The organism is Pauljensenia sp. C0254C2 (assembly GCF_056583835.1).
Genome location: NZ_JBWPJO010000010.1, coordinates 58,516 through 80,910, shown reverse-complemented (window position 1 = coordinate 80,910; position 22,395 = coordinate 58,516). Strand labels below are relative to the sequence as shown.

The window sequence follows — 22,395 nt, the reverse complement described above, 5'->3', positions numbered from 1 at the left end:
GAAGAACTGGTGAGTATTCGCATCGTCGTCATCGATGACCATCCTCTGGTGAGAGCAGGTGTGCGCTCCGAACTGGAAGAATCGGGCGCTGACCTGACCGTGGTGGGCCAGGCCGCTGATGTGGACGGCGCTGTTGCGGCCTGCCGTGATCTGCAGCCTGACGTGGCACTGCTGGATGTCCACTTGCCGGGCGGGCAGGGTGGTGGTGGCGCGGAAGTCGTGGCGCGTTGCGCAGATATCCCGCAGGTGCGCTTCCTGGCGCTGTCGGTGTCAGATTCGCCCGAGGATGTGGTGAGCGTGATCAGAGCAGGCGCTCGCGGATATGTCACAAAGTCGATTTCACCTGGCGACCTGCTGGAAGCCATTAAACGCGTTGCGAGCGGGGACGCGGCATTTTCGCCCCGCCTGGCAGGTTTCGTGCTTGACGCGTTCGGCACGCGTGAGGTGGCGGCCCACGAGGACGAACTGGATCTGCTTTCAGCGCGCGAGCAGGAAGTCATGCGCTTGATTGCGCGTGGCTACACGTACAAGGAAGTTGCAGCCGAGCTGTTTATCTCGGTGAAAACTGTCGAGACACACGTGTCAGCGGTGTTGCGCAAACTGCAGTTGTCGAACCGCAATGAACTGACCCGGTGGGCGGCTCAGCGTCACCTGATTTAACCAGCGGTTACGCGAAAAGCCACTGCGTGATGGTTGCCCACACGGGCGGGGCAGTGGTGGGGTCCACGAAAAGTGCGGGCTCCGACAGGCCAAGCTCGGCCTGTGCCTCCTCAGGCACGACGACAATGGCATACAGACACGAGGGGACACCCAGCGTGATGATCATGTCTGTTGTTTCCCATTGGCGCACTCCTGCGGCGCTGAGGTCCTCCCCGTTGTCGTTCATTGCGGCAAGTGCGTCAGTTGTCAGCAAGTTCAGAGTCCACTGGCCAGACTGGATTTCGCGAGCCAGCGTGCTGTCATCCCCTCCAGCCTGAGCAGCACCTTTCAGCACCTGGTCGCACCGAGTGCTGTCTGCCGAGTACAGCCCTTCCAGCAGCTCCACACTCATCAGGATTGGCCCCTCATGAATAGAGGGGCGAGGCATGAGGTCGAGGAATTGTCCGAAAACGGATGGAACCTCTTCCGGGGGCAGAGCGTAGAGGTGAACGCCGTCGTTGCTGTGCTTGGCGATCGTTGTTGATCTGGAACTGATCCACGCTTCAACGACCTGGGCTGAATGGGGGCGAACGTCGAGAGCCTGGAATCGTGAGCGCACCGAGTATGCTGCGCTAAGTGCCTCCAGAGCTGTGGGGGTCGGGTCGCTCGAATCGTCAAGGATATGAGCGTCCACCAGTGAACGATGAACCGGATCTGACAGTGGCTCGCCATTGATGATGAAGGATGTCAGTTCGTTCCATTCGTCTTCCGAGATGACGAGGACGGGTCCTCCAGCGGTAGCCTGCACAGTTGCCATGAAACTATCCTTCGCGTGAGTGGTCGGTTGGCGCGGTCGGCATCGCCTCGAGGCTTGCGCCAACGTTTTCGAAAAGTTCGTAGTGCGCGCCGTAGTCGCGGGTTGCGCACGACAGTGTTGCCGTGTAACCGCGCGGCTGGTCTGGATCGAGCCACGTGAACTGACGTATCGTGATGGATTCGTCATCGAGGATGTAGCACCCCAGGCGCGCGAAACCCTTCCATTTCTGCGTGGCGACTTCAGACAGGTCCAGGAGCACGAACCCTGGGATTTCGTCGATCAATGAGTGCGTGGTGGTGTCTCGCCACTCCAGGTTGCCCAGGTCGGTGGGAACCGACGCGACGGTGACGACCAGGTTCGGTGCGTATACGCCACCGGGGCTGTTCTGCGTCTGCGCAGCGATGCAGTCGATTGCCGAGCCATTTCCCTGAGACTGTGAACCCATCAGATTGTCTGGCTCCAACTGCGTCCACCCCTCTGGAAGGAGGGCACTGACGAAATGCCCGTGAACTGTTGTCGAGCTATCAGATGTCATGCCACTCATTGTGCATCGCTCCTTTGAGCATCGGTACCGGACTCAGTGCTGTGATCCACGCGCGAGGCTTTCAGAGCGCGCTGTTTTTCGTGCCATTCGGGATACATCTGTTTGGGAAGATCGAAGTTAAAGAAACTGAGAATGACGCCAATCATGGGAATAAAAATCAATGCCAGCATGAGTGCGGATAGCGGTTTGGAAAGTTGACTATCTGGCAGATTGCCTGTGAGTGCCAGAACTATAGAACCAGCGAAGAAGAAAAGAGCGATCGAAGGCTCGCCAAGGGCTATTGAGTTCTTAGAACCAAGCCACTGCGCCTGCTTGCGGAAAAAACGCCCTGGCCATGTGTCAGTGAACATAGCTAAAGCCCACATCACAGCCATCAGGATCCCAAAAATACATCCCAAGGCAATCAAGCCAGGATCCTCCTTTCAAATAGCCCGTCGTCACTCATGAGTTCAGTGGAATAGTTTGGAGACCAGTGACAGTGCACTGTCTCCCACCGCATCCCCAAACTTCGATGCCGCAAGCCCTCCGATTGCACCGCCGATGAGGCTGCCCGCGAGAATTCCAACGGGTCCACCAAAAGTTCCGATCATACCGCCGATCTTCGCGCCAGCCGTAGCTCCAGCCCAGCTGCTGACACCACTGACAGCGGCGCGCGTACCGGCACGCGCGATACGCTCGCCTTCACCCATCTGAGGATTATGGGCATCGGCTTGATATTGCTCGTACCCCTTCAGTCCGGCACTGAGGACATTCATGCCCCTGCCGACCCACTTGGTGGCAGGATGCGAAAGAATTTTCGAGGCGCCCTTCGAAATCTTCGCAGCGGTACTTCCTGCCTGACCCGATTTTGCCACCCAGTTCTTCGCTTTGGTCATGGATGAAAGCCGCTCGAACGTGCCCATGCTCTTGGGGGAGACGAACTTGCCACCTGCCCCGCGTGGCGCGAAACGGAATCTTGAGTCCATCGGCAGCCACTGTGCGGCTTTACCAAGGTTCTTGGCGCGCGAGAAAGCCCAAGGTACCAGAGCCAACCCAAGACCTGGTGGGAAAAGGCTCTTAATGAGCTCTTCGAGGAAATTGAGTTGGTCTTCGCACGCACTATCCATTGTCTCGTGCGCTTCCTGCTCACTTTGACGCAGTTGGTAAGCAGTTTCACCCGCGGCGTTGTACGCCGTGACCTTCCTGTTGTACTCAGCAATTTCAGCAGGACTGGGGTCGCCAACGGGCGGAGTTGGTTCGTTGATCACGTCGCCCGTGACGATCAGACCATTGCCGGATGCTGTGCTTCGTGCTTGAGCAAAATCGTTGCGAATTCCTCTGATAGTGCCAGAAAACGTTGTCAGTGCTTTTGTGAATCTGCCCAAAGAATTTGCGCACTCGAGCAGAGAATCTATCGCTGTGCTGATCTTGTTGACAGACGCGTCATGTGTTTCGCCCTCCAGAGCATCACTGGTGGAGCGACGAACGTCCGAAAGGTTATCGACGTAGTCATCCAGTGAGTCTTTTGCTGCGTTCAGCGATGCGACAGATGAATCTATCTGCGACGGATCAGCTTCGACGCTGGTGTCAATTGCCATCTCAGTCTCATTCCCTTAGGGCTGCTGCGTGTAGGTTGAGGAAAATCGGCCTTGGTGTGTGGTATCAACGTGGACAAACGTCTTGATCGCCGTGTCCATGCCCGACGCGAATGTCTCGACCTGCTTGCCTGCTGCGGCGATGCTTTCCTGCAACGCTGTTGTGAAGGATGAACAGGCAGCGTCCGAACGCCCCGTTCCCTGTGGTGCGTTGAGCGTGACGCTGCGGATACTTGCGGCGGTTGAATGTGCCTCGCTGGCAGCCTTATGCGCCTCAGCGGTGTCTACTACCAGATTCATACTTAGAGGCTACAGCGGGGTATTCGATCTTTCAATGGTGTGACTTAAACTACGGACTTCAGAGAATGTCAACTTCAATTGCCCCCTTGGAGCGATGTAGGTCATCTTGTTACGATGTGCACGCACCTAGTGACCGCGTAAAGGAGCAATGGTGAATACCACGTATCGTCGTCGCGTGGCTGCAGGAATTGCAGCCGGCACGTTTGTAACTTTAGGCTTCGGAGTAGCCGCACAGGCCGACACGGCGCAGTCAGATGCTGAGCCCATGTCGGCTTCTTCTGACTCACCAGCACCAGCACCGGCGTCGCCTACATCGGAGCGAGCCGCCAGGCAGAACAATATTGTGACTCTTGATCTGTACAAGCTTACAGACGTTCACGGTCATATCTCCCAGGTATCGAAGGACGGGAATGTGACCGAAGCCGGTCTTGCCGCTGTTGGCTGTTACCTTGACCAGGCCCGTGCAGCCAACACAAACTCGACGTTTACGCTGCTGGGCGACAACATCGGAGCAAGCCCCTACGTCAGCGGCTCGTTGAACGATAATCCCACAATTGAAGCTCTCAACCTTTTGCGCCCGGATGCCTCGACGATCGGCAACCACGAACTCGACATGGGCCAGGAGGTCTTCAAGCAGCGGGTTGACGGTTCAGCTGCCGACCAGTTCGTCCAGGCTCAGTTCCCCTACCTGGCAGCCAATGTCAAAGGGATGGGCACCTACCGTAATGATCAGGGCGAAGAAGTACCCTACCTGGGTGACACGAAGATTGTGAGCACGCCCTCCGGTGTCAAGGTCGCTTTCATTGGTGCGATAGCGCAGGACGTTCCCTACAAGCTCTCACCCAAAACCACTGAGGGCCTGACATTTGAAGACCCCATTGCGGCTGTTAACGACCTTGCAGGTTCCCTCAAGTCGAGCGGACAGGCGGACGTTGTGATCGCCATGCTTGACGACGACGTGAAGAACAACTTCCCGAAGATGGGGAAGAATGTCGACGGCCTCATGGGTGGTGACACGCACGTGCCATACGACTTCGACATGGTGGATGGAGCCGAAGGTAACAAGCTCTCAGCGGTGGCTTCCGGCTCGTACACCGACAACCTCGGCGTGCTGCGCATCCAGTACGACACTGCGAAGAACACAGTTGTTGAATCCAGCGCGGACCTGATCCCCGCCAGCGAAATCGCGCAGTGCGGCGAGGATCCTGACATCAAGGACGTCGTCACCAACGCTGAGAAGATGGCGAAAGAAAAAGGCCAGAGCGTTGTTGCCACAATCGCTCCCAACGCGAAGTTCTCACGCGGAGTCTTCGACAAGGCCGAGGGGGAGTCGGCCGGCCCCGGATCCAACCGTGGCATCGAATCAACACTGGGTGACCTGGCTGCAGACGCAATGCGTCACGCCGTGACCACGCCTGACGGCAAACCCGTGGACATCGGAATGATCAACGCCGGTGGCCTGCGAGCCGATCTTCAGGCCAATGACAAGGGCGAAATCACCTACGCCTCCACATTCGCGGTCATGCCATTTTCGAACCAGATTGGATACGTGACCCTCAAAGGCTCTGACATTAAGCAGGCACTTGAACAACAGTGGAAGACCAACCTCAATTCACAAAACTCCCGCCCGATGCTCAAGCTTGGCCTTTCCTCCAATGTCTCCTACACCTATGATCCCGCCAAACCGTACGGTGAGCGCATCACATCCGTCCTCGTCAACGGAGCTCCGATCGACGAGTCCGCCTCCTACACGGTGGGGTCGGTGACGTTCCTGCTTAGTGGCGGTGACAGCTTCGACGCCCTGACCAGCGGCGGTGAACCGGTCATTTCACAGGGACTCGACAGGGATTACTTCAATGAGTACCTCAAGGCTCACGAGGGGGAACTGGCTCCTCGAGCACTTAAAGGATCAGTCGGCCTGTCACTGTCAGGTGAGGCGGTGCCGAACAACTCGGTTATCTCGATCGACCTGCGTGGACTGTCCTTCAGCGAAGGCCCGGGAATCACCGACACGGTCACCGTGAGTGCAGGAAGCCAGAAGGCAACCGCCAAGGTGAATAACTCACTGGTCGAACCTCAGGCCAATACGGAGGCCAGCATCATCACCACTGATGGTGCAGGTCAGGCTCAGGTTGAACTGACTGCTCAGGCTGACTGCTCGGCGACCCCCGGACAGGTCGTTGAGCTGCCACTGACCGTGTCGACCGATGCCGGTGATGTTGTCACAGCGGCCAATGGCCTGGTTGTGCGCGTCTCCTGCCCGGCCGCCCAGCGTCCCGTCGAGGAGGGAAAGGCGCCAGCAGGTGCCCCTCAGACCGGTAAGATCGCGCGGACAGGTGCCACCGATTCAGTTGCGATTGCTGCCCTGGTCCTTGCCGGCGTGGGAGCTGCGCTGACGATGCGTCGCCACCGCGCCTAAGATCGCTGTCACATCCGCCCTGGGCATCGCGCGGGTACGGAAATGCCCGTGCGATGCCCTACAGTGGAGTCGATGAATCAGCGTTATTTTTCAACCAGACGGCCACGTATCGCCCTTCCGGACCTGGGCTTCACCCAGACCGCAACGGAGCCTGACGCCGCCCTCGTCAATGACACAGATGTCGATGCGCTGCTGGGCGGGCTGAACGATCAGCAACGCGACGCCGTCACCCACGAGGGCAGTCCGCTTTTGATTCTGGCTGGTGCCGGGTCAGGTAAGACGCGTGTGCTGACCCATCGCATCGCCTGCCTGCTGGAAACGGGGCGCGCACGCCCCAGTGAAATCCTGGCGATCACCTTCACGAACAAAGCGGCAGCTGAGATGCGTGAACGCGTGGCGAACCTGATTGGGCCTGCGGCAAGATCCATGTGGGTGTCCACATTCCACTCGGCGTGTGTGCGGATCCTGCGCAAGGAACACGCTGCGGCAGACTTGACATCAACGTTCACGATTTACGATGCGCAAGATTCGCAGCGCCTGATACAGATGGTGCTCAAAGCCGCCAACGTCGATGTCAAACGCTTCACGCCGAAAATGGTGGCCGCACGAATCTCTGACCTGAAGAATGAGCTGGTCGCTCCCGCCCAGTTCAAGGCGAATGCGCCCAACGATCCGATCTCGCAGGTTGTGGCGGAAGCGTATGTCGAATACGACAAACGACTGCGCCAGGCTAATGCCCTCGATTTTGATGATCTGATTTCGCGCACAGTAGCCCTGCTGCGCGACAAACCCGCCGTCGCTGAGCACTACCACCGACGTTTCCGTCACATCCTGGTCGACGAATACCAGGACACGAACCACGCGCAATATGTGCTGGTTCGACTGCTCACCGGCAGTGGCGATGACGGTGTCGACAGCGCGGAGCTGACAGTTGTGGGTGATTCGGACCAGTCGATCTACGCGTTTCGCGGCGCCACGATCCGCAACATCGAAGAATTCGAACGCGATTTTCCCGGTGCCCGCACGATCTTGCTGGAACAGAACTACCGATCCACGCAGAACATTTTGTCCGCAGCCAACGCCGTCATTGCCCGCAATCAGGGCCGCCGCCCAAAGAACCTGTGGACCGCTCACGGTGACGGGGCGCCGATCGTGGTGGCCGCACTGGACAGCGAATATGACGAAGCGCGTTTCCTCATCAAAGAAATCCGCCGCCTGCACGACCAGGGAATTGACGAGGGTGACATCGCGGTGTTTTATCGCACGAACGCGCAATCACGTGCCTTGGAAGAACTCCTGGTCCAACAGGGAATCGCCTACCGCCTGGTGGGTGGCACGCGCTTCTACGAACGCAAGGAAATCAAGGATGCGATCGCCTATCTGCAGGCCGTGGTCAACCCCGACGACACGGTGTCGCTGCGACGGATTCTCAACACTCCGCGCCGCGGCATCGGTGCGCGCGCTGAGGGGGCATTGCTGGCGCACGCAGACCTGTATAACGTGTCGCTGGGTGAAGCGATTCGACACGTCTGGGTCCACGCAGGCAGTCCCGCTGGTGAAGGGGAAGGGATCGAGATCCCTGAAACAGAAGAAACGTCAGCAGCGGAATCTGCCGGCGACCCTGTCCCGTCCGTTCAGGGGCTTACCCCGCGGGCATCTGCATCTGTCGCAGGTTTCTGGGGGCTGCTTGAAGCCGCACGCGCACTGGACAGGGCCGGCGCGCCGCCAGCCGATATTCTCGACGAGATCCTTGACCATTCCGGCTACCTTGCCGAACTCAAGCGCTCAGATGACCCTCAGGATGCATCGCGCGTGGAGAACCTGGCTGAACTGCACACTGCTGCCACGACGTTCCGTCAAAGTGAACCGGAAGGAACGCTGCTCGACTACCTCGAACGCGTCTCACTGGTGGCTGACTCCGACCAGGTGCCGTCCGATGAGGAGCGTGGCGGCTTTCTGACGCTGATGACCGTTCACACCGCTAAGGGCCTGGAATTTCCCGTTGTTTTCGTCACCGGTATGGAGGATGGCATCTTCCCGCACCAGCGCTCCCTGGGCGAAGAAGCTGAACTTGAAGAGGAACGCCGCCTCGCGTATGTAGCGATCACGCGAGCCCGCTCACGCCTGTACCTGACGAGGGCGGGGCAGCGTTCCGCCTGGGGCACACCGCAGGAATTTCCGCCCTCACGCTTCCTGGATGACATTCCGCCCGAGCTGATCGATGAGCGCTCCTCCATGACATCGACAGAACGCCTGCGTCAGGTGCACCGACAACGCACCGACCGGTACGGTGACGCTGATGCGGCACCGGCATTCGGGTCAGGGCATTCAAATCTGAGGAGCGCTGCTTTCCGCCTTGCGGGTCGGCGCGCCGTCCGAATGGGAGTTCCACCGGCTCAACAGGCGGAGCCTCCCTCGGACACGACGTCGCTGGTACTGAAGACCGGTGACGTGGTCGAGCATGCGACGTTCGGACGTGGCACCGTGCTGAGCGTGGAAAACAGTGGGGCGCGGGCCGTGGCGCGTATTGACTTTGCCGGCCGGACGAAGAATCTGCTGATCCGAATGGCTCCGCTGACGAAGATTTCATAGGAATTTTGTCCAAAGGGTAGGACTGAAGGCCTCCTTCACGGTAGTCTGAAGGCGATGTCTCGATGTCAAGGTAATTTGTGGCGTCGAAGAAGATCGTGCGAATACTGAAAAGGAGACAGGCGTGGACCTATACGAGTACCAGGCGAAGGAACTGTTCAAATCGCATGACGTGCCAATCCTGCCGGGTATCGTCATCACCGAGGCTGACCAGGCAGTTGACGCTGCGAACACGTTGAACGCTGACCTTCTCGTCGTGAAAGCGCAGGTGAAAACGGGCGGCCGCGGGAAAGCCGGTGGCGTCAAACTGGCTCGCAGCGGCGACGAGGCCCGCGAACATGCCAGCAAGATTCTCGGCATGGACATTAAGGGGCATACCGTCAATACGGTGATGATCACCGCCGGATGCGATATTGCCGAGGAATATTACTTCTCAATCTTGCTCGATCGTGCGAACCGTCAGCACCTGGCGATGTGTTCACGTGAAGGCGGCATGGACATTGAAACCCTCGCCAAGGAGCGCCCCGAAGCACTGGCCCGCGTTCCCCTGGATGCGCAGCGCGGCATTGACGAGGACGTTGCGCGCGACATCCTGACTCAAGCAGGATTCGAGGGCGACACGCTCGAAAAGATCGTGCCCGTCCTGGTCAAGCTCTGGGACACCTATCACGGCGAAGATGCCACGCTGGTGGAAGTCAACCCGCTCGTCCTGACACCAGAAGGCGACGTCATCGCGCTGGACGGCAAAGTCACGCTCGATGACAACGCGCGCTTCCGTCATGCCGAGCATGAACAGTTCATCGATACTGCAGCTGAAGACCCTCGCGAAGCAATGGCGAAAGCTGCCGGCCTGAATTATGTGCGACTGCAGGGCGAAGTCGGCATCATCGGTAACGGTGCCGGCTTGGTGATGTCCACCCTCGACGTTGTTGCGCTCGCAGGCGAGGAATACGGTGTCAAGCCCGCAAACTTCCTGGACATCGGTGGCGGAGCGTCCGCTGACGTGATGGCCAAGGGCCTAGATGTCATCCTCGGAGACGAACAGGTGCGCGCCGTGTTCGTCAACGTGTTCGGTGGGATCACTGCATGCGACCAGGTGGCGCAAGGTATCGTTGAAGCACTGTCGATCCTCGGTGACAACGCCACGAAGCCGTTGGTGGTGCGCCTTGACGGAAACCGCGTTGATGAGGGACGCGAAATCCTCCAGCAAGCCAGTCACCCGTTGGTCCACATGGCACACACCATGGACGGAGCAGCCCGCATGGTGGCGCAGCTGGCTGCCGGCGTCGAGCCCGACCCTGAAGACACATCCGATCCGGCCGCCCCGCTGGCCTGAAACCTGGAAGCACAAGGAGACTTCTCATGTCGATTTTTCTTGACTCACACTCACGCGTCATCGTCCAGGGCATGACCGGATCAGAGGGACGCAAGCACACCCAGCGCATGCTCAACTCGGGCACCGCCATTGTCGGCGGCGTCAACCCGCGCAAAGCCGGACAGTCCGTGACATTCGATGTCCAGGGATACGGGCCGATGGCTGACCAGGTCACCGACGGCCCTGTCGACATCCCTGTGTTTGGAACGGTTGCAGAAGCAGTGAAGGAAACGGGTGCCACAGTATCCGCCATTTTCGTGCCGCCGGCATTTGCGAAAGACGCTGTACTCGAAGCTGTCGATGCCCGCGTGGAGACGGTCGTGGTCATCACCGAGGGCATCCCGGTCGCTGACTCCACGGAGTTCGTGGCCCGCGCACGTGAAGCGGGCGTGCGCGTGATCGGACCGAACTGCCCGGGCATTATCAGCCCCGGACAGTCGAACGTCGGCATCACCCCGGCAGATATTACCGGCCCAGGACGGCTGGGACTGGTATCGAAGTCAGGCACACTGACTTACCAGATGATGTTCGAACTGCGTGACATCGGCTTTACCACCTGCCTGGGAATCGGTGGTGACCCGGTTATTGGCACCACGCACATTGACGCGCTCGAAGCCTTCGAAAATGACCCCGACACCGAACTGGTCGTCATGATCGGTGAAATCGGTGGCGACGCGGAAGAGCGCGCAGCTCAGTGGATTTCCGAACACATGACCAAACCGGTGGTGGCCTACGTTGCCGGTTTCACGGCTCCGGAAGGCAAGACGATGGGGCATGCCGGCGCGATCGTGTCTGGATCTTCCGGCACGGCCGCGGCGAAGGCTGAAGCACTCGAGGCCGTCGGCGTGCGGGTGGGTCGTACACCTTCCCAAACTGCCATCATCGCTCGCGAGATTCTGCAGAAATAACATCCGGTCGTGCACCGCTGATCGTGAATGAACTTTCTCATGGTCGGCGGTGCACCTCCATGTGTGGGCGCGGATGCGAGACGATGAAGAACGATGACGCACTCACCTGACTCTTCCCCATCGCAGCGCCCTGACAGGCAGCGCGCAGAAGCGGACCTGTCCGCTGATGAGATCCCAACCGAGGTGGTTGGCGCGTGGCTTGAGGAGGAAGACCGTGAAGCAGGTGCGTCGCTGATTTTTGGGCCGGCTCACGATGAGGCAGACAGTGATGATGAACCCGAATTGGATAATTCGGAAAAAGAAACTGAACGCCTCGACCTTGACGGAGCCGACGAGACAGATGCCAAGGCGCCCTCGCCAATTCGAGTGGCCCCGGCACCTCAGGTGCACGACGAGGAACCTCACACCACTCGCACCGCCGTGCGGCGACGCACGATCCGCATCGCACTGCCTGACGGGTGGGCACGCTCCGGCCTGGCCGGCATTGAGGCGGCCCTGATCGGATGGGCGTTCATGATGGTCGTGACGCTGGTGGGGTACTGGTTCGTCTCGCAGAACCCCTGGCTGGCGTCGACCAGCTGGGACGATGCTCGGGCAGTGGGTGGTGACCTCTGGGCTGCGACGCTGGGAGCGCCGATCACGGTGGGGCAGAGCGACATCCTCGCCATTCCGACACTGCTCGGAGCGCTGCTGATCATCATTTTGCGTGTTCTTCTGCTGCCGGGACGGGATTTTCCTGCCGCCGCGCAGTGGATGGCTGTCCCCACGTTTGCAGTCACGGCGCTCATTGCGGCTGGAGCGTCCTCGGCTCACATCAACGTGTGGCGCGCACTGCCCGGTGCGCTCGTCATTCCGCTTCTGGCAGCGACCTGGGCGGTAGTTGCTGCTCGACACACGTGGACATGGCCCACGATTTCATCTGAACGGCGCGAATCGTTGACATGGCTGTGGTCAGGGCTGCGCCTTGGTCGCGTTGCCGTGGCACTGACAGTGCTGTTCAGCCTGATCATGAGCGCCGTGTCAATCCTTGTTTCTCTTCAGCGTATCTCCGGTATCCACGAACTGCTCTTTGCTTCGACCAAGGACACGGTCATCATCAACATTGTTCAGGCCTTGTTTGCTCCGTCGATCATGGCATGCGCACTGGCGTGGATCGCGGGGCCTGGTTTCTACGTGGGTGCCGACGCCCTCCATTCAGCGGCGAACGCGCCTGTTGCGCCGATTCCGGCGATCCCGATCCTTGCGGCCGTCCCACAGACAGCTCCGGGCCACTGGGTGGCCTGGGCGCTGGTGGGAGTGGGAATCCTGCTGGGCGCATGGGCGGCGTGGCGGCATCGTATGACGCACCTGTGGAAGCAGGCGGCTGCGATGGGAGTGGCCACCGTGATCACTGCGCTCGTCATCGCAGCATGGCTTGCCTCGTCGCGCATGTCGTTGGGGTCGACCCGTCTGAGTGTCGTTGGCCCGCGCGTGTGGTGGAGCGTGCTGTTCGTCGTACTGGAAGTGTGCATGGTCGCGCTCGCGGTGTCCCTGGCAGCACATCCGACCACGATCGCGTGGGTGCGCCGAGCGGCCGCAGCTTTGACGGCGTGGACGAAGGCGCGTATTGCCGCATGGAAGGAGAATCGCGCCCAGTCATCGACGAGGGAGACGCCCCTTCCAGCTCCTGACCTGAATGAAGCCGGCGAAGAGACGCCGGAGGAAGAGGAAACGGCGCTGGAAGAAGAGGCGACAGAAGAACTGCCCGCTCCTCCGCGTGCTCCGGATGCCCGCATGGAAGCACTCAAAGCCAGCGCTGCGCCCACGGAACCCATCGCCGTGTCAGACAATACTGACAACAGTGACGAAGATCTGAAAGATCACAGCTAGTCGCATATCCGGCGCCGCCCTCGTACACTAAAAGAGGCCGCAACTGGCGAGGGTGGAGGACCACCGGGAAGCGGCTGAAGCAGCCTCGCACGGCGCCGCCCGCCTGGGCGCTGAGGACCGACCTTGAACCCCTTTGGAGGAAGAATTGTCAGTCCGTTTGGATAACCTCGAACCCGTTGATGTCCGCCCGATCCGCAGAGCGCTGATCTCCGTTTACGACAAGACCGGCCTGGTGGACCTGGCTCGCGCACTCGCTGATGCTGGCGTCGAAATCGTGTCCACCGGTTCAACTGCACAAAAAATCCGTGACGCGAAGATTCCTGTGACGCCCGTGGAAGACGTGACTGGTTTCCCCGAGGTGCTGGAAGGTCGCGTCAAGACGCTGCATCCGAAGATCCATGCCGGCATTCTCGCTGATCAGCGCAAAGCCGATCACCGCCAGCAGCTCGAAGACCTGGGGATCGCAGCATTCGACCTGGTGGTATGCAATCTGTATCCGTTTGAGGACACGGTTGACTCGGGCGCAGGATTCGACGAATGCGTTGAGCAGATCGACATCGGCGGCCCGTCGATGGTGCGCGCTGCTGCGAAGAACCATCCCTCCGTTGCCATTGCTACCAACCCGGAGCAATACGACGCGGTGATCGACGCTGCACGTTCTGAGGGATTCACTCTGGAGGAGCGTCGCGAACTGGCAGCGGCCGCATTCCGTCACACAGCAAATTACGACGCCGCCATCGCTGACTGGTTCGAAGACGAACTGGATGCTGATCTTGATGTTGACGAGTCGGCTGAAGCCGATGACGTTGATGACGCACAGTGGCCACCGGTGCTGGTCTCTGCTTTCGAACGCCTCCACACCTTGCGTTATGGCGAAAACCCGCATCAGGATGCCGCCGTATACGGCGACATCGTCGAGCTGATGGGTGAGGGTGAAGTTGACGTTGAGTTTGACGAACCAGGCGATGAACAGGACGGCGACGACACGACCCAGGACCTGCTGCCTGGCATCGCGAACGCGCGCCAACTGCATGGCAAAGCGATGAGCTACAACAACTACACCGATGGTGACGCAGCACTGCGCGCAGCATTTGACCATGACGAGCCGTGCGTGGCCATCATCAAGCACGCGAACCCGTGTGGGATCGCCATTGGCGCAGATGTGGCGGAAGCACACCGCAAGGCGCATGCATGCGATCCTGTGTCAGCATTCGGCGGAGTGATCGCAGTCAACCGTGAGGTCAGCGTCGAACTGGCCAGGCAGATCAAACCGATCTTTACCGAGGTCGTCCTGGCGCCCTCCTACGCCGAAGGCGCACTGGAAGTACTGGAAACGAAGAAGAACCTGCGAATCCTGCAGGTAGTGCCACCGGTACGCGGAGCCCTGGAGTTCAAGCAGATTTCCGGGGGACTGCTGGTGCAGGAACGCGACGACATTGACGCTGACGGTGACGACCCGGCGAACTGGACTTTGGCGGCAGGCGAGCCGGCCGACGAGGCAACACTGCGCGACCTGGAGTTCGCGTGGCGCACCGTGCGAGCCGTGCGGTCGAACTCAATCCTGCTGGTTCACGACGGTGCAAGCGTCGGGGTTGGCATGGGTCAGGTCAACCGCGTGGACTCCTGCCGTCTGGCGGTCGAACGCGCGAACACGCTGGGTGGCCGCACAACAGGTGACGCCGCTGCTGACAAGGTGGATTCGGCGGGCGGTGCACGCACAGCCGATGTGGTCGCTGACGAGCCGGAGCGCCGTTCCGAAGGTGCCGTTGCCGCCTCGGACGCATTCTTCCCGTTTGCTGACGGCCTCCAGGTGCTGATCGATGCCGGCGTGAAAGCGGTCGTTCAGCCCGGTGGATCGATCCGCGACAACGAGTCGATCGAAGCGGCACAGGCCGCTGGCATCACGATGTACATGACGGGAACCCGTCACTTCGCGCACTGACAGGCGCTCAACGATCTGCATATGCGGGGTAGAGTCAGCTCTACCCCGCAATGTAGATGGGGCTGTCTTCGCACGCATGAGTCCGCTTCCTCATAATGGAACGCAGACCGACACGTCAACGTGAGGAGCTTAGTCCATGTCCACGGTTGCCAAACGAATCATCATCGCCTTGGTGGCACTGATTGTTGTCGCCGCTGCGCTGCTTGGAGTCGCTGTCGTCAGGTGGGGACCCGACTTCGGTATTTGGCTGACTGAGCCCAGTCCACAGCGCTACGGTGAAGTCGCCCTCAGCCATCTTGACCAGGGAATCAACGCATCGTCCGAAGCCTGGCAGGATGAGCGTCCACGAGTCGAACAGGCAATCAGCGAAGCCACCAGCATTGACGAGGTCGACGCTGTCCTGTCCGATGCCGTCAAAATTGCGGGAACGAAGCACTCGTTCTTGATGATGCCGGACGAAGCGCAAGAAGCCGTCGACGAGTACGAGGCGCCGAGCGTGGAAGAAAACGACGGTGTCGTGACTGTTCACATGCCCGCGTTTATGGGCACACCCGACCAGGGCAGCGAATACGCGCAAACTATTGCGCAAGCTGTGTCCGGAGCGAATGTGTGCGCGGCGGTGATTGACCTCAGTGAAAACGGTGGTGGCGACATGGGACCGATGATTGCCGGTATCTCGCCACTGATTCCTGACGGTCCCGTGTCCTACTTTGTTACGGGCGGAGGCGAAAGCGCCGTCATGTTGGAGAGCGGGAAGGTCAGCGGCGGCGGAAGGCCCACGACCGTTGACATCACGGAAAAGTCAGAGGTGCCGGTCGCGATTGTCACCGGTGAACACACCGGCAGCTCCGGTGAGCAGGCTTTGCTCGCTTTTAAAGGCGTACCGAATACGCGCGTGTTTGGCCAGCCGACCGCAGGATATGCCACGGTCAATACACCGTTCCCGCTGTATGGAGGAAAGCAGCTTGTGGTCACAGTCGGCGTGACGAAAGACCGCATGGGAACGACTCACGCGGAAGATCCGATCGCACCGGATGTGACGGTGGAACCTGCTCAAGCGGTGAACGCGGCAACGCAATGGGCGCGCGACCAGGGTTGTCAGTAGATCGCTCAGCGTTGCCCTGTCGCGAACTCGCCTGTATTCACGTCGATGACCATGCGTTCAGGTCCGGCAATGGCGGGCTCAAAACGCATGATCCAGGACCAGTCCATGCGCATCTGGCCGGGGTCCTTGATGTTCTAATTTACCGACTGTAATATTAGGGTGTTAACTGCCGTGAAAGGACAATGATGACTGACGCTGCTTACCCATTCCAAGATGCTGCTTTGTCGACCACTGAACGCGTCGACGACCTGCTGGGACGCCTGACGGTTGAAGAAAAAGCCGGACAACTGACCCAGTACTTCTACCTCGCTATGGCGTTGAACCAGCAGGACGGCGCGCCCGCTGACGGAGAAGATGCGAACACAGCCCAACGCGCGATGGTGGAAAAAGCGATTAAAGCGGGGCGGGTAGGATCACTCCTGTTCGTCAACGAAGCCTCTGAGACGAACCGGCTGCAGAAACTGGCGATTGAGCACCATCGCTTCGGAATCCCATTGATCTTCGGCTACGACGTCATCCACGGTTTGCGTACCATCTTCCCGGTGCCACTGGCAATGGCAGCAAGCTGGGATCCTGACAGCGCCTCGGCCGCCCAGCGCATCGCAGCACGCGAGGCGCGTTCAGTCGGCATCCACTGGGCATTTGCACCGATGGTCGACATTGCACGAGACCCGCGATGGGGACGCATCATTGAAGGCGCAGGTGAAGATCCCTACCTGGGCAGTGCGATGGCTGCCGGACAGGTGGCAGGCTTCCAGGGCGGTGCGGGCGCGGACGGCGCTGTGCCAGGTGACGCCATCCTCGCTGGTCCCAAGCACTTTGCCGGTTACGGTGCGGCTCGCGGTGGCCGCGACTACGAAGACGTCGACCTGTCCGATTCGGAACTTCACAACGTGTATCTGCCTCCGTTCCGTGACGCTGTTGCCGCTGGCGCACGCAACATCATGAGCGCGTACATGGATCTGAACGGCGTGCCTGCCTCGGGCAACAAGTGGTTGCTGACCGACACGCTTCGCGACGAATTCGGCTTCAAGGGGTTCGTTGTGTCTGACGCGAACGCTGTCCACTCGCTCACCGTCCAGCACTTCGCCAAGGACCTGCCCGATGCGGGCGCGCGAGCCGTCAACGCCGGTCTTGATATGGAAATGGCGATGTTCGAGGCCGCATACGAGCACCTGCCCGAAGCGGTAGAGGACGGACGTGTCTCGATGGAGGTGCTGGATGAAGCTGTCCGTCGCGTACTGCGCGCCAAGTTCGACCTTGGCCTGTTTGAACATCCATATGTTGACGAAGGAGACGCTGCCGCAACCCTGTCCACACCTGAGCATCGCGACGCAGCACAGCACGCTGCTGAACGCACATTCGTGCTGTTGAAGAACGAACACTCCACGCTGCCGCTCAAGGCAGACAAGACGTCTTCCATCGCAGTGATCGGTGAGCTGGCCAACGCACGGCGAGACCCGTTGGGCCCATGGTGCTTCAAGTACGACATCGATGAAACAGTGACGATCCTGGACGGTATTCGCCAGCGCGCCGGTCAGGATGTGAGCGTTGAGTTTGAACCTGGCGCGGGAGTAGGGGAGCGCCTCTATCCCTCGATGTTCGACGATAATGAACCGGTCGTGGACCGCACCCCCGAGGACTGGGATGATGACGCGCACATTGACGCCGCCGTGAAACTTGCTGCACGCAGTGATGTTGCGGTCGTGGTGATCGGCCAGCATCAGAACCAGATCGGTGAGAAGGCCTCCGTGTCCACCTTGGAACTCCAGGGGCGCCAACTGGAGCAGCTCCAGCGTCTGGCAGAGACGGGAACCCCCCTCGTTGTCCTGTGTATGTCGGCCCGCCCGCTGGACCTGACTTGTGTTGATAGTCATGAGGGCGTCGGTGCGATCATGCAGGTCTGGTATCCGGGGACGCGTGCAGGTGCAGCCGTGGCAGCCGCGCTGTTTGGTGATGTCTCGCCTGCCGGTCGTCTGCCGATCACATGGCCACGCAACGTGGGGCAGGTGCCGATGGTCTACAACCACTACCGCACGTTCCAGCCCGAAGGCGCAGGTGAGCGTTACTTCAACGAGCCGAGCACGCCGCTCTACCCGTTCGGATACGGCTTGAGCTACGCGTCATTTGAGTATTCGAATCCGCGTTTGGATCGTGACCAGATCCGCGTCGGTGAGACAGCCACGCTCAGCGTTGACGTCACGAATACCGGGGATGTGGATGCCGACGAGGTTACCCAGCTGTACATCCACCAGTGCTACGGCACGTCCTCGAGGCCTTTGCGTGAGCTTAAGGGATTCTCACGTGTGAGCATCCCGGCCGGTGAGACCGTGACGGTGACGTTCCCCCTCGGCCCCGATCAACTGCGGTACTGGAGCGCGGTCACGAAGGACTGGATCCAGGACGCCACGCGCATCGAACTGTATGTGGGTGGTGATTCCAATGCGCCTTTGGCAGGTTCGCTGACGGTGACGCAGTGATTGTGGCGCATGGGCCGTCCGTACGGCTACGATGAGCCTGTGAGCACTGAAAATCGTCCTGTTCTTGTTGTTGACTTTGGCGCCCAGTACGCGCAGCTGATTGCGCGTCGTGTCCGTGAGACCTCTGCGTACTCGGAGATCGTGCCGCATACGATGCCGGCCGTTGAGATGCTTGCGAAGGATCCGGCTGCGGTGATCCTGTCCGGCGGCCCGTCATCTGTGTACGCGGACAACGCGCCAACGTTTGACACTGAGCTGTTCACGTCAGGCGTCCCAGTGCTCGGCATTTGCTATGGGTTCCAGGTCATGGCGAAGGCTTTGGGCGGCACCGTCGGCAAGACGGGAACGCGCGAATACGGCCATACGTCGCTCACGATTGACGAGGGCGCCTCCAGCGCGCTGCTTGCTGGTACTCCGGCAGAACAGTCCGTGTGGATGAGTCACGGTGATGCGGTGCAGCAGGCGCCGGATGGTTTCACTGTGACGGCCAGCACGCAGGAAACACCTGTTGCCGCGTTCGAGGATCAGTCGCGCCGGCTCTATGGTGTGCAGTGGCACCCTGAGGTGCATCACAGCGAGTTTGGCCAGAAGCTCATTGAGAACTTCATTCACGAGTGTGCGGGTATTGGCACTGATTGGACTCCCGGGTCGATTATTGATGATCAGGTGGCGCGTATTCGTGAGCAGGTGGGCGATGCGCGCGTGATCTGCGGTCTGTCCGGCGGCGTGGATTCCTCGGTTGCTGCCGCGCTGGTGCACAAAGCGGTGGGCGATCAGCTGACGTGTATTTTTGTTGATCACGGGTTGCTGCGTGCGGGTGAGCGTGAGCAGGTCGAGCATGATTACGCGGGCACGATGGGGATCCGCGTGGTGACGGTGGACGAGTCGGAGCGTTTCCTGAATGCTCTGGCTGGCGTGAGCGACCCGGAGCAAAAACGCAAGATCATTGGCCGCGAGTTCATTCGTTCTTTCGAGGCTGCGCAATTGAAACTGGTGCGTGAGGCCGGTGAAGCGGGCGCGGAGATCAAGTTCCTCGTACAGGGCACGCTGTACCCCGACGTTGTTGAATCCGGTGGCGGCGAGGGTGCTGCGAACATCAAGTCGCACCACAATGTCGGTGGACTGCCGGAGGACTTGAACTTTGAGCTGGTGGAGCCGCTGCGCACGCTGTTCAAGGATGAGGTGCGCGCCATTGGCCTGGAACTGGGCGTGCCGGAGAACATTGTGTGGCGTCAGCCGTTCCCCGGTCCTGGCCTGGGAATTCGCATCATTGGTGACGTGACGCGCGAACGCCTGGAGATTCTGCGCGCCGCGGATCTGATTGCCCGCGAGGAGCTGACCGCTGCCGGGCTGGATCGTGAGATCTGGCAGTGTCCGGTGGTGTTGCTGGCGAATGTGCATTCGGTTGGTGTTCAGGGCGATGGCCGCACCTATGGCCATCCGATTGTGCTGCGCCCCGTGTCGTCCGAGGATGCCATGACGGCCGACTGGTCGCGCGTACCGTTCGATGTCCTGGCCCGCATCTCTAACCGCATCACCAACGCGGTGCCCGAGGTCAACCGTGTTGTCCTGGACGTGACCAGCAAGCCGCCGGCAACGATTGAGTGGGAGTAACGGAAGGGCATATTTCTCCAGCTAAGCATGCTAAACCCCTCTGTCGACTTGCGCTTGGCAGAGGGGTTCTTTAAGCCTTTGGAAGCCTCTTGGGGCCATTTCGGCAACCGTCGCGCTAAATCCCAAGCGCCCTCATCTCTATCGAGCAGCGGTACCTGTCCTCCTGGTCCAGCAGCTTGAAGGCCGATATCTCGTAGCGCGGCAGGTCGCCGCGAAGTCCCTGACCGCGCGCGAAGGCGACGAGCGAAGCGTGGGCGCGACCGAGTCCCGAGCAGGGGCCGTCGTAGCTCGCGACCACGTACTCGCCGGCCTCGAGCTCGACGGTCGCGCCGCTATAGGCGGAATCGTCCGGCAGCACGTAGAACAGGTCGTCGTAAGCAACGTCTCGATCAGGAGTGGGCGCTTCCCTGCACACGCCGCCATAGGGTGCGAGCTCTGCCATCAGACCAGCCTCGGCGAGAAGCGCTGCGACTTCCAGGTCACGTCTCACGACCAGGTCGTCAGGATAGGCGCCGAGGCCGACTGCGGCGACGCCGAGCATGGCGATCCTTCGCGCAGGGCGCCTGATGACCCCGATGGACCTGGCATCTATCTCGCATGCTGCTCGGGCCTGCCGGGCGACCTCGTCTATACGCTCGAGGGATTTTCGCAAGCTCGCAATGCGAGCTTCAATCTTGCCGCGTGTGGCATCGAGCGACGTGGCAAGAGCGCGCGCGTCGTCGGTCTCGAGCACACGCTTCACCTCCTGCAACGGCATGCCGGAATCCGCCAGAGCCCTCACCGACAGGAACCGGTAGCGCTGCGATGCCAGGTACAACCTGTAACCGCTCTCCGCAACACGAGCAGGCTTCAGGAGCCCCATCTGGTCGTAGTGGATGAGCGTGTTCTTCGTCGTGCCGCACAGCTCGGCGAACTCGCCGGATTTTAGGAATCTCATTTTCGCCCCTTGACTCTATGGTTACCCGAGAGTTTAGCATAGCTTTTGCTATGGAACATCGAAAGGATTGGGGGTCCCATGTACTACCTCTTTTTGGCGGTCGCCGTCGTCTTTGAATGCGGTGCTACGTTCTACATGAAGCTGTCGGACGGCTTCAGCCAGCTCGGTCCGTCCATCGGCTGCCTGGCGCTCTACGGCCTCTGCTTCGGGTTCTTCTCGAAGGCGCTGCAGGGCATTCCGCTGAGCGTCGCCTACGCGTCGTGGGGCGCACTCGGCATCATCATGGCCACGGGGATATCGGTGTTCGCATTCAAGGAGCCGCTCAATGCCCCGATGATCGCGGGCATTGTCATGTGCGTCGCAGGGGTCCTCGTCGTGAACATCTTCTCTACCCACTAGTCGCAGGCAGGGCATTTCGCCTGAACGTTGCACGAAGGTGCTACACATCGTATCGCGAAGAGCCGAGCGGGGTTCGTCCTTTCGTTGGATCCGTCCGCTTGTTAAGAGCGCCCAAGCCTAAAACGAGTACACGATTCTGCTGATTTGTACTCACCTTTTAAAAATGAGTAATACTCCCCATCACTGACCTGCGGCTGTGACTACTCCCCGAGGGTCTCGTGATCACTCCCCGAGGGCTGAGTACAGAAAGTGTACTCAGTGGTGAGTACAGGTGAGTACACCCTTGGAGCCGCTTCGTGAGAATACTCCCCAATAACGAAACGCCACGAGCGAGCACGCAGCGGCACGGGCGAGCACGAGACGACAAACTGTTAGCGTGTGGAAACTAGCCTTGTGACAGTTGAGTGGGAATAGATCCCGGTCATTTGAAAAGGCATCTTGGCAAATTCGGGGTAACCGGCGAGACATCAAGAATAATATGCGGAAATGGTCTAATCGCTTTAGTCCGGAGGCGCCGGATTATGCGGTGGCAGCGGCCGGCTCTCTCCTTAATCTCTCAGCTCATAAATGATCCGGTTACCCCGTGGGTAAGGCGCGATGCGCTGAACCTTTACCCGTTGAGCTTCCGCGAGTTTTTTCGATGCAACCGGGAACGTCCCTCTGCGGAAGCTACTGGATTCCGAGAACACCGACAGCGTGAAATCGTTTGTGTCAAAACTTACGGCGCTGTTACGCCAATACTACGTGGTCGGGGGCATGCCGGCGGCGGTTGACGCCTTCGCGCAGAATGCGGGACTCGCGGAGGTGCGTATGATTCAAACCGGCATTGTAAGAGGGGTACCAGCGTGATTTCGCGAAGCATGCGCCTTTCGCGCTACCGCCCG

17 protein-coding genes and 1 riboswitch are annotated in these 22,395 nt (G+C 60.0%); of the genes, 11 read left to right on the top strand and 6 right to left on the bottom strand.

Annotation, left to right across the window (positions count from 1 at the left end):
- Positions 1-9 precede the first annotated feature (9 nt).
- Positions 10-660: a LuxR C-terminal-related transcriptional regulator gene (locus tag AC1DA5_RS08215; protein WP_058236212.1), complete on the top strand. Its 651-nt coding sequence runs from the start codon at positions 10-12 to the stop codon at positions 658-660.
- A 7-nt stretch (positions 661-667) separates the two neighbouring features.
- On the opposite strand, the gene AC1DA5_RS08210 is transcribed toward AC1DA5_RS08215, so the two are convergent.
- Genes AC1DA5_RS08210 through AC1DA5_RS08190 form a run of 5 tightly spaced genes read right to left on the bottom strand, consistent with a single transcriptional unit; the run spans position 668 to position 3,874 of the window.
- Positions 668-1,456: a hypothetical protein gene (locus tag AC1DA5_RS08210; RefSeq protein WP_480289844.1), complete on the bottom strand. Its 789-nt coding sequence runs from the start codon at positions 1,454-1,456 to the stop codon at positions 668-670.
- A gap of 4 nt (positions 1,457-1,460) precedes the next feature.
- Positions 1,461-1,991 carry a hypothetical protein gene (locus AC1DA5_RS08205; protein ID WP_480289843.1) on the bottom strand — a complete coding sequence of 177 codons (531 nt, stop codon included), beginning with the start codon at positions 1,989-1,991 and terminating at the stop codon, positions 1,461-1,463.
- Between the two features lie 5 nt (positions 1,992-1,996).
- Positions 1,997-2,407, bottom strand: a complete 411-nt coding sequence (locus AC1DA5_RS08200) for a hypothetical protein (RefSeq protein ID WP_480289841.1) — start codon at positions 2,405-2,407, stop codon at positions 1,997-1,999.
- A gap of 42 nt (positions 2,408-2,449) precedes the next feature.
- The gene (locus tag AC1DA5_RS08195) at positions 2,450-3,577 is read right to left on the bottom strand and encodes a hypothetical protein (RefSeq protein WP_480289839.1); all 1,128 of its coding nucleotides are present in this window, start codon (positions 3,575-3,577) and stop codon (positions 2,450-2,452) included.
- 15 nt (positions 3,578-3,592) lie between these two features.
- Positions 3,593-3,874: a hypothetical protein gene (locus AC1DA5_RS08190; RefSeq protein ID WP_480289837.1), complete on the bottom strand. Its 282-nt coding sequence runs from the start codon at positions 3,872-3,874 to the stop codon at positions 3,593-3,595.
- Between the two features lie 148 nt (positions 3,875-4,022).
- Between AC1DA5_RS08190 and AC1DA5_RS08185 the strand changes: the two genes are divergently transcribed.
- The 9 genes from AC1DA5_RS08185 to guaA all read left to right on the top strand — a co-directional run bounded on the left by AC1DA5_RS08185 (position 4,023) and on the right by guaA (position 20,175).
- Positions 4,023-6,293, top strand: coding sequence for a bifunctional metallophosphatase/5'-nucleotidase (locus AC1DA5_RS08185; protein WP_480289835.1), 2,271 nt, complete (start codon positions 4,023-4,025; stop codon positions 6,291-6,293).
- Positions 6,294-6,365: 72 nt separating this feature from the next.
- Entirely contained in the window at positions 6,366-8,885 is a 2,520-nt protein-coding gene (locus tag AC1DA5_RS08180; RefSeq protein WP_480289833.1) for an ATP-dependent helicase, read from the top strand.
- 121 nt (positions 8,886-9,006) lie between these two features.
- Positions 9,007-10,218 (top strand): ADP-forming succinate--CoA ligase subunit beta, encoded by a 1,212-nt coding sequence (sucC, locus tag AC1DA5_RS08175; protein ID WP_092648242.1) that lies wholly within the window; start codon positions 9,007-9,009, stop codon positions 10,216-10,218.
- Between the two features lie 26 nt (positions 10,219-10,244).
- Complete coding sequence (gene sucD / locus AC1DA5_RS08170) at positions 10,245-11,165, top strand: succinate--CoA ligase subunit alpha (RefSeq protein ID WP_058236204.1); 921 nt, start codon at positions 10,245-10,247, stop codon at positions 11,163-11,165.
- Between the two features lie 93 nt (positions 11,166-11,258).
- Complete coding sequence (locus tag AC1DA5_RS08165) at positions 11,259-13,034, top strand: cell division protein PerM (RefSeq protein ID WP_480289831.1); 1,776 nt, start codon at positions 11,259-11,261, stop codon at positions 13,032-13,034.
- A 29-nt stretch (positions 13,035-13,063) separates the two neighbouring features.
- Positions 13,064-13,150: riboswitch (ZMP/ZTP riboswitch) on the top strand.
- A gap of 29 nt (positions 13,151-13,179) precedes the next feature.
- Complete coding sequence (locus AC1DA5_RS08160) at positions 13,180-14,976, top strand: bifunctional phosphoribosylaminoimidazolecarboxamide formyltransferase/inosine monophosphate cyclohydrolase (protein WP_058236245.1); 1,797 nt, start codon at positions 13,180-13,182, stop codon at positions 14,974-14,976.
- 136 nt (positions 14,977-15,112) lie between these two features.
- A complete protein-coding gene (locus tag AC1DA5_RS08155) occupies positions 15,113-16,081 on the top strand; it encodes a S41 family peptidase (protein ID WP_058236202.1) in 969 nt (322 codons plus the stop codon).
- Positions 16,082-16,266: 185 nt separating this feature from the next.
- The gene (locus tag AC1DA5_RS08150) at positions 16,267-18,561 is read left to right on the top strand and encodes a glycoside hydrolase family 3 N-terminal domain-containing protein (protein WP_058236201.1); all 2,295 of its coding nucleotides are present in this window, start codon (positions 16,267-16,269) and stop codon (positions 18,559-18,561) included.
- A 39-nt stretch (positions 18,562-18,600) separates the two neighbouring features.
- Complete coding sequence (gene guaA, locus AC1DA5_RS08145; RefSeq protein WP_257525372.1) at positions 18,601-20,175, top strand: glutamine-hydrolyzing GMP synthase; 1,575 nt, start codon at positions 18,601-18,603, stop codon at positions 20,173-20,175.
- A 115-nt stretch (positions 20,176-20,290) separates the two neighbouring features.
- On the opposite strand, the gene AC1DA5_RS08140 is transcribed toward guaA, so the two are convergent.
- Positions 20,291-21,112 carry a MerR family transcriptional regulator gene (locus AC1DA5_RS08140; protein ID WP_058236199.1) on the bottom strand — a complete coding sequence of 274 codons (822 nt, stop codon included), beginning with the start codon at positions 21,110-21,112 and terminating at the stop codon, positions 20,291-20,293.
- A gap of 78 nt (positions 21,113-21,190) precedes the next feature.
- Between AC1DA5_RS08140 and AC1DA5_RS08135 the strand changes: the two genes are divergently transcribed.
- Positions 21,191-21,511, top strand: a complete 321-nt coding sequence (locus AC1DA5_RS08135) for a DMT family transporter (RefSeq protein ID WP_058236198.1) — start codon at positions 21,191-21,193, stop codon at positions 21,509-21,511.
- Positions 21,512-22,395: the final 884 nt, after the last annotated feature.